Source organism: Parapedobacter sp. 2B3, assembly GCF_041925275.1.
Lineage (GTDB): Bacteria > Bacteroidota > Bacteroidia > Sphingobacteriales > Sphingobacteriaceae > Parapedobacter > Parapedobacter pyrenivorans_A.
This window is the reverse complement of record NZ_JBHEUZ010000006.1, coordinates 134789-147377: the sequence shown is the minus strand read 5'-3', so window position 1 is coordinate 147377 and position 12589 is coordinate 134789. Positions and strand designations below refer to the sequence as shown.

The following is a 12589-nucleotide window of genomic DNA, read 5'->3' as shown; positions in this document are numbered from 1 at the left end:
TCGGATTGTTTCGCACTGTTGGAGACTTTTTGGACGACTTCTTAATAACCTTTCCGTTTTTAGAACGCAATGATGGCTTCGAGGACTGCCCCGTTGAATTTGCCGTTATGGCGGTAATCCGTAGTGGGGAAGTCGTTATATTTTTGAATCACATACTCACCTTTCATCAGGATATTCTTGGTGATGAACCAACCGGCACCTGCGGCAAAACGATCGATTTTTACGTCGGTGATGTCGCCGAACAGTAGTTCTGAGTTAACTGCGTTATACCGCAAGCCGATATACAGGTTTTCATAGCTGCCAAACCGATATAACCCCTCTAGCGCGTATTGTGTGGTCACCCGGTTTTCGGCGTCTGCGGTTGCTTTGCCCCGGCCGCTTGCGTATTCATACGTGCCAAAGAATTCGAGGCCCTGCATTTTTGCGAAGCCGTTAATCATTACCGCATCCAGTTTGCCGTTGTAGCCGGGATTGAAACGTCCGGAGCTATACATGGCCGTAGCTGCTTTGGCGGTACCATTGGCATAGTACTGTTCCATTACGTTTTGGTAGTTGGAGCCTGTACGGTCGCCGGCATATAAGGTCAGCCCGGATCCGCCGGTGCCGCTATTGTGATACAAGCTGCCGGTCAGGCGTAGCCTGATGTCGTCATTGACCTGCCTGTCAATACCGGCCTTCAGGTAAACAGATGGATTTGCTGTGCCAAATTGGTTGCCGGTGGTCTCTTCGATTTCCTGGGCCGCTCCCCGGATCATCCCGTTGCTTACACCAAGCATTCCGAAGATTCCGTTTTTCTGGACGTATACCTCACCGGCGATTTCCGTTGCAAATGCATCCATGATGTTGCCTTCCATAAAAGGACTGTACAACGTATGTCCACCGTCTGGACGACGGAAGTGGGCATCTCCATAATTGATTTCCATGTGGCCAGCTTTTACGGTGACCAATTCAGCGAGGTCATCCCAGAATTTGCCTTCGAAAGGAAAGCGGTCAATCTGGAGGTATCCACCTTTCACCCAAAACTCGTTGTGGTGGCGTGAAGACATATAGTTGGCCAAATGCAGCCGGATACCTTTGGCCAATTGGGCATCGATATACAGGTTGGCCTGTGCGGTCATGAAACCGGGTGCTAGAGGAAAGAGCGCATTGGCGTCTGTGCCCCCGTTGTTCTCGGCACCCGGGTTCTCGTTTTTCAACGATTGGAACTGCTGGGTGAAACCTGCCCCTAAGCTTATTTTCCTGCCGCTGTAAGGCTTATCCAAATCAGCTTTTGTCGTCTCGAAAACATGGAGGCCACGCTTGTCGTATGGCCGGAAGAAGTCAGGCTCGCCATATTGTATGATTGGGCCCTTTTCCGCGTCTTTTTCTTCCTGTGCAAAGGTGGCCACCGGAATCGCGGCTATGGCGATAGCCGTGAGCATTGTGAGGGCTGTACATGTAGTTTTCATGATTTTTGGATATTAGATGGTGTAAGACGTATTCGTTGTTTATTGTGCCATTAGTTTACCGCTATAGGTTACCGTGATTTCGTCACCTGTCTTGATGGTGCCCATCATGACTGTGGGTGGTTTCACGTCATAGCCTGTCATGTTGAATTTCGTGCTTCCATTGACAGCGATGCTCTTGTCCGACGGGTTGAATTGACCGGTTGCCGCGATGGTCGTCTGTTTGGTCGTACCGGCGATGGTCAGATTACCCGTCGCCCTCACTTGGAAAGTGTTGCTGCCAGTGGCGGCTATCGTGCCCGAAGTCATCGTAAACGTTATGTTTTGGTGCTTGTCTGTCTCCAACGCTTTGTAAGCATTTTTATCCAAGCCGCTTTTGTCGCTTTTCAACGATTCAGCGGGAACAATGAATGTCAATGTGTTTATTTTTTTCACTTGATTACCTTCGACTATAAACGAAGCCGTGGTTTGGCCCTTAGACGAGGTCATGTCCCAGTCGTGCAGGGTTGAGGTACCTTTTATGGTGGCTTGTGTGGCTGCTGATCGATAAGTGTCTTGGGCATTTACAGTTAACCAAGTTGCGGCAAACAGCATCGTCGCTGTTCCGAGGGTTGCTAGTTTAGTTATCGCTTCCATGCTCATCTAAATTTTTGTTTTTACTTGCGGGGTTCGAAGCCTTTCTTCTTACCTTTCCATGACAAAACTAGCGGTTCCGAAGGCTCACTGTGATGCGGATGCACAGTTAAAAAAGTAATCTTCATTAAGTTTTTGTGCGGTTGCCAAACGGTAATAATCCGGCAAATTGATGGCTCGGCAAGCGATTGGCCGATCCGTCTGCCCGAGGGAATTATTTTTTCTGACAAAGGTCATCTTTTGGGCCTGCCATTCAGCCGATGGCACAGCGCTATCAAAAGTCAGGGATATTTCGTACGTTTGGATAACGTATCGCTAATGACATCAGCACTCGAAGAACAGAATCTGTTGGCAAGGTACCGGGAAGCCGGTGATTTGCGTGTGCTCGGCAAATTGTATGAGCCATATATGCCGTTGATCTTTGGGGTGTGCCTCAAGTATTATAAGGACGAGGCGAGAAGCGAAGACGCTGTCATGGAAATTTTTGAGTCATTGATTACCAAGTTACGCGTTCACGAGGTGAGTAACTTCAAGAGTTGGCTTTATACGTTGGCTAGGAACCACTGCCTTATGGACCTACGAACAAGCAAGCGTATAAACACCGTCGATATCGATGATCACCTTGTGGAAAGTGACGCGTTCCTGCATCAACATGATAGTGGGGAGGGAATTCCCGAGGAGCAACTTGCGTTGATGGAAGCTTGTTTGGAAACGCTCAATGTCGAGCAGCAAACGTGTGTCCGGTTATTTTACTTGGAGCAGAAGTGTTATAAGGAAGTTGCTGACGTCACAGGCTTCGATTTCAATAAGGTAAAAAGCCATATCCAAAACGGCAAGCGCAATCTGAAAATCTGTATGGAGAAAAGCAAAAATGAATAATAGTTACCAGATTGTTCGTATACAGCGGTACCTCAAAGGCGAACTTAGCAGGGACGAGATGTATGACCTCGAGCGGGAGGCACTCGACGACCCGTTGTTGCAAGATGCCATTGATGGTTACCGATTGCGGAAAGATGTCAGCCACCGGCAGCTAAGCCTATTGCAGCAGCGATTGGCTGACCGTATCGAGGGCCAGGCAAAAGAGCGGAATGCATTTTTCTTCGGGTGGCAGCGTCTTGGCGTGGCGGCCACCGCCTGTGTACTGATGGTCCTTGTATTGGTCCTGCTGTGGATGCGCCACCAGTCAGCGGAGCAACCGACTACCGAAAAGGAAGTGCATGTCGAGCTAGCCGCTCCCGGATCGCTGGTTAGGGCACATGCAGTCGCTGCGACCGGCCCCGGATTGGACGCTTATCCGGAGGGTGGATGGGACGAGTTCAACGCGTATCTTAGTGATAAGCTTGCAGGTACTTCGCTGACAGGAAAGACAACGTTAACCTTCGATATCAACGCACAAGGAATGCCAATGAATATCCAAGCGGCCGATGATGCGGATACCAACTCACTGAGCGGAGTTCTACAGGCATTGGAGGTGGGGCCGCGATGGACCGGCAGCAGGGGGCAAGTGGAGATTACGTTCGAATAGGTGTGGCCACACGCTGTATTATTCTTCCCACCGGACTTTTTCAGCTATTGGCCGGCGGTTTGCTGTCCGCTGCGGTTCGTCATGATAGCCCATGTAAAAGAAGCCGAGGCATTCTTCGTTCCCTGCCAGGTCTAAGAAATCACCGATATGCTTGATGGTGCCCGGACTACTCCAGTAGCCGCCGATATTGGCCGCCGATGCGGCAAGCCAAAGGTTCTGTACCGCACAGGCCGTGGCTGCAAGTTCCTCCCATTGCGGAACGACACCGCTGTATGATACCACAATGGCCACTACCGCTCCCGATCGAAGCACCTTTTCGCGGGTACTTTCAAACTTTTTCTGGAGGAATTGCTCAGATGGTGTATGTGCTTTGTAAAGCGATGCCAGCTGGTCTGCCAGCCGCTCCAATCCCTGTTCGCGGAATACAACGAACCGCCATGGCTGAGTGAGTTTGTGTGTTGGCGCCGTATTGGCGCAATCCAGCAGTTCAGTCAACAATTCTTTGGGGATCACTCGCTCGTTATAACTTGGTGGAAAAATCGACCGGCGATGGTTGATAATGCGTTTGATGGTTTCGAAAGGAGTTGATGGCATGTGAGTGACTTATGACTTATGACTTACGACTAACACAGCAATGTGCAAAATGGTCCTGACGGCTTTTTCCATATCCTGTACGGATACCCACTCTTCTTTCCCATGGAAGGCATGGCCGCCGGCAAAGATATTAGGACAGGGCAGGCCCATGAATGAAAGCCGCGAACCATCCGTTCCACCCCGGATGCTCCGCCGGATGGGTTCCATGCCCGCACGGCGGATCGCTTCCAGGCCAATTTCCATGATTTGCGGATAGCGGTCGAGTACCTGCTTCATGTTGCGATACTGTTCGGTAACCTCAAATCGATAACGGCAACCGGTATGCCGGGATATCACCGACTTGACGATACCCTCGAGTTCATGCTCATGGCGGCGGAGATTTTCATCATCGAAATCGCGGACAATAAATTCGATAGTGGCCTGTTCGACGCCTCCCTTGATGGACACCGGATGTACAAAGCCCTCACGCTTGGTGGTTGTCTCGGGCGAGAGCCGGTCTTTGGGCAGCGCATCGATGACGCTGGCCGCAATTTTCAACGCACTTTGCAGTTTGCCCTTTGCGAAACCGGGGTGTACGCTGATCCCGTCGATGGTAACGGTTACCCCGTCGGCCGAAAAGGTTTCATCTTCAATGGAACCCGCTGTCTCGCCATCCACCGTATATCCAAAATCAGCCCCCAGTTTGGCTAAATCCACCCGATCTACACCGCGGCCAATTTCTTCATCGGGCGTAAACAGGATTTTGATGGTGCCGTGTTTGATTTCGGGCTGGGTCATGAGTATTTCGGCGGCGGCCATGATTTCTGCTACGCCGGCCTTATCATCGGCACCCAATAACGTGGCGCCGCTGGCGGTGATGATGTCGTTCGCCAGTTGGCTTTTCAGGTCGGGGTGTTCGGCAGGGTTGATGACCACGGTAGGGTCGTCGGGCAATACAATGTCGCCACCCTCATAGTTGCGGTGCACGATGGGTTTCACTGCGGTGCCCGAGCAATCGGGGGCCGTATCCATGTGGGAGCAGAAGCAGATGACCGGTAGGTCTTTGTCGACGTTGGCCGGGATGGTGGCGTAAACATAACCATGTTCGTCGAGATGTGCATCAACGACGCCCATGGCGAGCAGTTCGTCGACAAGTATCCGGCCCAGGTTCTTCTGTTTCTCAGTAGAGGGACAACTTGATGACGTCGGGTCGGATTGCGTATCTATCTGTACGTAGCGGAGAAAGCGTTCCGCGGCGTTGGATGTAGGTAAATTGTTTATTAATGAATCATTCATGGTAGCGCCAAACTTAGATAAAGTTAGTTCGAAATACAAACGAATTATGAGCTATCCGAATCGCATCTTGCATAACGCGCCTGTCGTCAGCCCAAAGTCTTCCAAAGGAGAAAAGCAAATAAAAGTGCGCCATTTTTCAGCATACCCCGAAAATCTTTTTGGCGCACTTTTTTTTGTGAATATGTGCTGGTGGTGTCAAAAACGTCGGTTTTTGCGTTTTTTGCAAAAAGCTGACCTAGGTAAAATCGGAATTTACCTAGGTAAAACGGGAATCTACCATGGACAAAACGAAACTTACCACGGTAAAATCGAAATTCGCCTAGGTCGAACTGGTGTCTACCATGGTCAAAACCAACATTACCTAGGTTGGATGGGGAATGACCACGGTAAAATACAAATGGACCTAGGTAAAATTTGAATGACCGTAGGTAAAATCAAAACATACCATGGTGAAATCGAAGTGTATCGTGGTCAAATTCAAATCGACCAAGGTAAAACTCGATTTTACCAAGGGGAAACCACTATGTCCCCCTGATCAAGATACCTTACCCCATTTCATCAGCACTTGGTCCGTAGCTGCCCGGTATCGGAATATCCAGCAAACGCAGGAAGACACCCAATTGTGCGCGGTGGTGTATTGTTTGGGCAAATGCATGGCGCACCATGCCATACTTGTTCGTATCGAGGTACACCACATCGCCGCCGCGCATCGTCCACGGCTTGTTCAGCAAGTTTTCGGGTAGACGTTCCAGCGCTGACTTACCTGTCTGGTACGATTTTTCAAATAGCGCTAGCAGGTCAGCGTTGCTGCCGACTGGCGTGGGTGTGTAATTTCCCTCGTTGAAGTCCAACACATCCTCATCTACCGCTATTGCATACCACGATGGGATTTCGGCGATATGCGTCGCCAATTGTTTCAACGTCATGCTTTTGGGGTGTGGTGACCAGTCGAACCGATCTTCCGGTACCAGCGCCAGCATTTTGCGGGTGGTTGCTGTTTCGCTTTCCAATTCTGCCAATAATTCTTTGATGATGTCCATTTTGCCTGTATTTTAATTTCTACAGCAAAGCTCGTCTCGGCTGGTGACAACCCTTTGGCAGGAAGGGAATAAGCATGACTAGTTTATTTTCTACTCACCATCTGATGCGTCGCTTCAGGGTATCGATGACGGATGACTCACGGCAATAGAGCAGCCGACCGACTATGCTTGGGACAGGCTTGGTACTGGATGTATTCAGCTGCTAATCGGGCATGCGACCGCCATTGATGCGAAGTGTCCGCCTCGTCAAAAGTGTTGCTGTGCCGTCCGGATTGATGCGGCAAACAACCCCCATGTATTGGTAACGGCGGTGCAGGCGGCTATCCCACTCCCTATGCCAGACAGCTCCAAGGGATTGCAATTTGTACCCAATCGTGTCGGAGACTTCCGAAGGAATCCCAGTACTCATCCGAAAATCGACCAACAAGCCGTCTTCCGAAATGGCTCCACCGAAATTAAAAACAGAGTCGTTCGCTGCCTGCCCATCGGGCAATCGGTACTTCCGGTTCAGGATGGCGTTCAGGTCGCTGATGTCTCCCGCAAAGCGGGCAATGGAATTTGGACGGGTATGAAGATAGGCTGCGTTTGCTGCATCTGGCTTACACCAATGGGAAAAATCATAATGGATGGAATCAACGGTAACCACGGCCTGGATAGTATAGTAATTGTTGCTGTCCTGCAGTCCTGTGATATCGGCTCCGTAGTCGATTGCGACTTGCGGTAGTGGAGGCAAATCGATATAACCCAACGAACTGCTGTACCTCCTGGCGTTCTCTCGGCCCAACGGTTCGACTTGTTCTTTTTCGGAATGCCTCACAAATGCCACGGAAGCAGGTATTTCCGACTCGTAATCGACAACAATACGTACAATATCCGGATGTTTTGCAAAAAACGCTTGGTTTGATGTATTTGGAAAGCCCAGCTTAAACATGGCTAGGAGGTTTTCTTGCCCTATGGCGATGGCCGTAAGGGCGTTGAAAAGAAATGCAAGATACCATTTTTTGTCCATATACAGTCGCTGAGGTTAATCACTTGCCGATGACAGGGCAGATGGTGTGGGAATGATCGTTACCGTCCCATCGGCTTCCAATTGCACATACAATTTTATGGGGACACGCGCCGGCCTGCCCGACGAATGGTAGATCCCGGATGTCCATTTGGCTTGTTCGACAACGATGTTCTCGGATACGAATACGGTTTCGAGTTGGGACTTTATCCATTCGGAAAAGGAGGTCGCATCACCGGACAGCAGGTCCAATCTCGGCAAATATCCCGTTTGGTTGACGACACCGCCAAAGACCAAAATCGAATCCCCCGATGGCTTTACGCCGCTTACTTGGTATGCGCTCGTTATTGCGTGACTTACCGAATCAATTTCGCCTTTAAACCGTGGCGTAAACATGTCAAAATTGCCACCGGATTTGCCGATTAACCGGTACGATTCATAACCATAATATACGACAGAATCACTATGGATAACCATCCACGTACTTCTGCTCGTTTTTCCGGGGTTGTTATCCCCGTCAACGTAAACGGACGTAAAAGACGGCGTTGCAAAATGGATCGGGCTGTATAGTTTCCGGAATAGGTAGGCATCGCCTTCAAATTCCATATCAAACGGCTCGCCGTCTTTCCCGTCGGTCATGGCCGTATCAAACTGCAAATAGAAAGTGGTTGGCGGATTTGCCCCGAAGAACGCCATGATCGATTTCACGAACGGGTACTTTTTGAAGAAAGCGTTATTGGACGTATCCGGCTGCACGATATTCCAGGAAAGACGGGGGAACGAGCCGACCGCAGACGGCTCCCTGTTTCGCTGCCCTGTTGCGGTAAATAAAAAGGAAACACTCAACAAGACGGTAATGAAAGCATATTTCATCATGGTCAGCGTTAGTGAGGATTTTTTAATAATCTTTACTACAAGTATACTGAAAGTTGCTGTAAGGTGCAAACGTACAACGGGATAGGATAGTAAAGATTGTTGTATAGGGGAAAACTATTCACTAAAACAAAGGTACTTGATTTCCGTGTATTCATCCAGCCCATGCTTGGAACCCTCACGGCCGATGCCGGATTGTTTGACGCCGCCAAACGGTGCAGCTGCATTGGACACCAGCCCCGTATTGATGCCTACCATGCCCGATTCGAGCTGCTCGGCTACCCGCCAGCAACGGTTTACATCTCTACTGTAAAAGTAGGCCGCCAATCCGAATTCGGTGTCATTTGCTTTGGCGATACCTTCCGCTTCTGTCTTGAAGCGAAACAATGCGCATACCGGGCCGAAGGTCTCTTCGCGGGCTATCAATGCCGATGCAGCTAAATTAGTTAAAACGGTGGGTTGGTAGAAAAGCTCTTTCGTTGCCTTACCGCCGGTAAGGAGTTCGGCGCCACTGTCGATCGCATCTTTCACGTGTGCTTTCACTTTATCCAGCCCATCTTGGCTGATGAGTGGTCCCACTTGTATGCCGCCATCGAGGCCATTGCCGACTTTCAATTTCTTGACCGCGGCCGTTAATTTTTTGGCAAATGCATTAAACACGTCATCCTGTACGTAGAATCGGTTAACCGCTACGCACGTTTGGCCGGAATTGCGGAATTTCGCGGTGATTGCCCCCGTTACGGCTGCATCGATGTCAGCATCATCGAATACGAGGAATGGCGCGTTCCCGCCCAGCTCAAAAGAAATCTTTTTGATGGTGATGGCGGCATTGGCCATCAGCGCTCGGCCTACGTCCGTGGATCCGGTGAACGATATCTTCCTGACTCGCTCGTTGGTGGTCAATTCTTCACCCATGCCTTTGCTATCCTTGCCTGTTACCACATTAAACACACCGGGTGGGAATCCGGCTTCGTGGGCCAACTTGGCCAACGCCAGTGCAGTAAGCGGTGTCTGCGACGCCGGTCGTAACACCACGGTGCAGCCGCAGGCTAGGGCGGGTGCCACTTTTCGTGTAATCATGGCGAGCGGGAAGTTCCATGGTGTGATGGCAGCCACGACACCCACCGGCTGGCGGATGGTGATGAGCCGCTGGCCCGCTTTGGTGGCCGGGATGGTCTCGCCGTAGGCCCGTTTTGCTTCTTCTGCAAACCATTCGACGAATGAGGCGCCGTAATCCACCTCGGCAAGGCTTTCGGACAGGGGCTTGCCGCTTTCCATCGTCATGGTGCGCGCCAGCTCCTGTTTATGGGCAATGATGAGATCGTACCATTTCCGCACGGTGCGGCTGCGCTGTGTTGCGTCCGTGTCGCGCCAGGCTGGCCACGCACCGTGAGCGTGGTCGATCGCTTTTTTGCAGTCGGCCACGGTAAGATCGGGAACCGAGGCGATCGTCTCGCCCGTTGCCGGGTTAACGACATCAAAGGTCTTACGTCTTGCAATGAATTTGCCGTTGAGATAGGCTTTGTTTGGAAGTGATTTCCACGTCATAACCAACATATAGAACCAGTTAATGATAACAACAGTGATCCATGACGAAGGTTTTCTTATTTATAAAACCGTTACCGCCGCATGAGTTTTACGAAGATGGGTGGAATCAAATCCTTGATAAATTGTTTCACTGGGTTTGGCCGGGGGGTACTATTATTTACATGCTCGTCACCTGCGTGGCCCTCCCTCGCTTTGAAAATCGTACTGTGCTGGGCTAAGCTTTGGTCAACTTCTTCCTTGGGCCGGCCGTTGGAATAATAATAGAGCGCCAAGGATTTCCGGCTGCGGTCTTCCGGGCACTCCAGTGGATTGGGGTGACCATGGTAAGAGAACGTCGTTGTAGAGAAAATAGCCAGCGTATTGAATTCGGGTAGGATTTTCTTTTCGCAACGGGTCATCGTCTTATCCCAAAGTTCGAAGTGCCCGCCATATTCCTCGTTCCAATCCTTGTTGAGGTATACCAAGGCATTGATGCGTCTGTCTAATTTCAATATGGGATGTTTATTGAAATCCGCGTGAATCTTCAACAACCCACCCCGTTTGATTTCGTGTAATCCACCGCCGACGAAATAGGGGTCGCCGATTAAGGTCTCCTGTATGCCGGTCAGTTGCTGTAAAAACTCCAGGAAAGGCTGCGAATTAAGAAAATGCATGAATTTTTTCGTCTCCTCGCCAAATGGATGTTCACCTTTCCCACCTAATTTCTTTTCATTTGGATTGTCGAATCTTACCGCATCTTTTTTGGCGAGGTCGGGAAACTCTTCAAGCACGCGCTCCAAAATATCGGGATTGAAAAAATTCTTGAAATAGATGCTGGGGAAAGGCGATGCATTGGCATACTGGTCTGCATGGTCGCTAGCAACAGCTGATAAATTCAAATATTGCTCATTGATATAACGCTTCATTCGTAGTTATTTAAACAATGGTAACGCTGCCTATGCCGACACGGCAGTTCGTTAGCGCACTATTGGTCAAACTTAGAAAAGTTTGTGGTTCAAAACAAACTTTTCCTTCCCGATTGACCGTTGAAAATAGACATATCGATGAAATTTACTAAAATAAGCGTTTCTTTGCAAGACTTTAAGCACCTCACTCCGAAAAAGAAATTGAAACGGAAAACGATTATATTATTCATCCTTCGGTTTACCAAATTAGCTTTTTCAGTTGTCGGATTGTCATTAGCGGCCAAATACTTCGGTGTTTCCCTAGATCGGGACATGTGGCTGATCGCACTGAACGGCATCGTGGTAGTAAACTTGGCGGTTTGGGGACCGATTAATGAAACGTTCAGGGCCAAGTTTATCATCCTTCGGGAAGAACAGGGCGAAAAACGCGTATTGGAACGAGTACGGTCATTGTTGTTGGTCACCTTGATGATTACACTGCTTCTGATCGGTTGTTTATTTGCTTTCCGATATCCGATTGCACGCATGCTCGCACCCGCATATGAACAGGAGCAGATCGCTGCGTTGGTGTTGATGCTGTTGGTTGTTACCCCTTCCTTATTGTTCGACCAGTTCAGCCAGTTGGGTATCAGCATACTCAACGCCTATAATTCCTTTTTTGTGCCGGAGATTTCCAATTGTGTGGCAGCGTTGGTCAACGTTGTCAGCATGGTCCTGTTGGCCCCTCACATCGGAATCTATGCATTGGCAGTTTCATATTACATTGGCCTGGTATTGATGCTTTCTCTCGTGGGCTATGAGGTATACCTTCGGAAAGTACCCGTTTTTTCGGGTAGTACAAAGATAAGGTTAGGTGATTTCAAGCCCTTTTTTATCTATGCATTGCCCTTCTTTATCCCTTATTTTTTTATTCAAGTCAATTTCCTAGTGGAGAAAGCATTAGGTAACATGTTGGGAGAAGGGGTAGTGTCGATGTTGGATTATTCGCGAAAGTTTGTTGATATCCCCATCAATGTGTTGACGAGCGTGTTACTTACCATGCTAGTGCCGGTACTTTCCAGCCGATTCGCGAAGCGTGATCCTAATGGTTTTTTGAATGATTTCAAACAAATTTACCAATTTGGCTTTCTTATCATCACAGCATTCATAGCGTTTCTATGCTCCTCGGCCCACGAGTTGATAGGAGTGATTTTGTACCACAAAGAACAAATGTCATTTGAAGCGATCACCAAAATCAGCAGCCTCGCCAATTACTACGCGTGGTCGGCATTGATTAACTTTTTCTATATTATATTTGGATTAGCCTTGCTGGCTACCAACAAGGGAAGGATTTATGCTTTTTTTGGGGTGTTAGCCCAATTTATTATGATCGGGTTGAACCTATTATTTTATGAGCGGTTCGGAGCAAACACATTTCCGCTGTCGTTTATCGTGGCACATAGTGTTTCGGCCGTGGCCTTATTTATATATTTCCCCTACCCCAATCGGCGGTTGCTTTTCGGGGTTACATCGAAGTACCTCATTTACCTTGCGCTGGTGGTGGCTGGAAGCTATTTAACGACAGGGCTCATTCCAGGAGACATCGCAGACGTTGCTGTATTGATTGTAAATGGCTGCATAATCCTGGTCGTTATGTTTGCTTTGTTATTTATATTGCGGCTCGAAGAGCGGCTGTTTGTGGTGCAATACTGGCAGAAAGCGAGTGATGTCATCAAGAAATTCAGATCAGAAGGGTAGGACGAAAC

13 protein-coding genes are annotated in these 12589 nt (G+C 49.2%); 4 read left to right on the top strand and 9 right to left on the bottom strand.

Annotation, left to right across the window (positions count from 1 at the left end; translation table 11 throughout):
- Positions 1-59: 59 nt before the first annotated feature.
- Complete coding sequence (locus tag ACEVG1_RS09030; RefSeq protein WP_374743333.1) at positions 60-1448, bottom strand: hypothetical protein; 1389 nt, start codon at positions 1446-1448, stop codon at positions 60-62.
- Positions 1449-1487: 39 nt separating this feature from the next.
- On the bottom strand, positions 1488-2081 hold the full coding sequence (locus tag ACEVG1_RS09025) for a YceI family protein (RefSeq protein ID WP_374743332.1): 594 nt from the start codon (positions 2079-2081) through the stop codon (positions 1488-1490).
- Positions 2082-2396: 315 nt separating this feature from the next.
- Here ACEVG1_RS09025 and ACEVG1_RS09020 point away from each other — a divergent pair, with 315 nt between their 5' ends.
- On the top strand, positions 2397-2957 hold the full coding sequence (locus ACEVG1_RS09020; RefSeq protein ID WP_374743331.1) for an RNA polymerase sigma factor: 561 nt from the start codon (positions 2397-2399) through the stop codon (positions 2955-2957).
- Entirely contained in the window at positions 2950-3603 is a 654-nt protein-coding gene (locus ACEVG1_RS09015; protein WP_374743330.1) for a hypothetical protein, read from the top strand. The genes ACEVG1_RS09020 and ACEVG1_RS09015 overlap by 8 nt, the downstream gene beginning before the upstream one ends.
- Positions 3604-3621: 18 nt before the next feature.
- On the opposite strand, the gene ACEVG1_RS09010 is transcribed toward ACEVG1_RS09015, so the two are convergent.
- Together ACEVG1_RS09010 and pepT are read right to left on the bottom strand one after the other, a co-directional pair.
- Positions 3622-4197, bottom strand: a complete 576-nt coding sequence (locus ACEVG1_RS09010; protein ID WP_374743329.1) for a nitroreductase — start codon at positions 4195-4197, stop codon at positions 3622-3624.
- Between the two features lie 9 nt (positions 4198-4206).
- Positions 4207-5472 (bottom strand): peptidase T, encoded by a 1266-nt coding sequence (pepT, locus tag ACEVG1_RS09005; RefSeq protein ID WP_374743328.1) that lies wholly within the window; start codon positions 5470-5472, stop codon positions 4207-4209.
- A 46-nt stretch (positions 5473-5518) separates the two neighbouring features.
- Between pepT and ACEVG1_RS09000 the strand changes: the two genes are divergently transcribed.
- Positions 5519-5890 (top strand): hypothetical protein, encoded by a 372-nt coding sequence (locus ACEVG1_RS09000; RefSeq protein ID WP_374743327.1) that lies wholly within the window; start codon positions 5519-5521, stop codon positions 5888-5890.
- A gap of 127 nt (positions 5891-6017) precedes the next feature.
- On the opposite strand, the gene ACEVG1_RS08995 is transcribed toward ACEVG1_RS09000, so the two are convergent.
- The 5 genes from ACEVG1_RS08995 to ACEVG1_RS08975 form a co-directional block, all read right to left on the bottom strand.
- Positions 6018-6512, bottom strand: a complete 495-nt coding sequence (locus ACEVG1_RS08995; protein ID WP_374743326.1) for a DinB family protein — start codon at positions 6510-6512, stop codon at positions 6018-6020.
- A gap of 202 nt (positions 6513-6714) precedes the next feature.
- Entirely contained in the window at positions 6715-7521 is an 807-nt protein-coding gene (locus ACEVG1_RS08990) for a hypothetical protein (RefSeq protein ID WP_374743325.1), read from the bottom strand.
- Between the two features lie 15 nt (positions 7522-7536).
- The gene (locus ACEVG1_RS08985; RefSeq protein ID WP_374743324.1) at positions 7537-8394 is read right to left on the bottom strand and encodes a hypothetical protein; all 858 of its coding nucleotides are present in this window, start codon (positions 8392-8394) and stop codon (positions 7537-7539) included.
- A gap of 114 nt (positions 8395-8508) precedes the next feature.
- A complete protein-coding gene (locus tag ACEVG1_RS08980; RefSeq protein WP_374743323.1) occupies positions 8509-9939 on the bottom strand; it encodes an NAD-dependent succinate-semialdehyde dehydrogenase in 1431 nt (476 codons plus the stop codon).
- A 71-nt stretch (positions 9940-10010) separates the two neighbouring features.
- Positions 10011-10844, bottom strand: coding sequence for a 2OG-Fe(II) oxygenase (locus ACEVG1_RS08975; RefSeq protein ID WP_374743322.1), 834 nt, complete (start codon positions 10842-10844; stop codon positions 10011-10013).
- 138 nt (positions 10845-10982) lie between these two features.
- On the opposite strand from ACEVG1_RS08975, the gene ACEVG1_RS08970 reads away from it, so the two are divergent.
- Complete coding sequence (locus tag ACEVG1_RS08970; protein WP_374743321.1) at positions 10983-12581, top strand: lipid II flippase MurJ; 1599 nt, start codon at positions 10983-10985, stop codon at positions 12579-12581.
- The last annotated feature ends 8 nt before the right edge of the window (positions 12582-12589 follow it).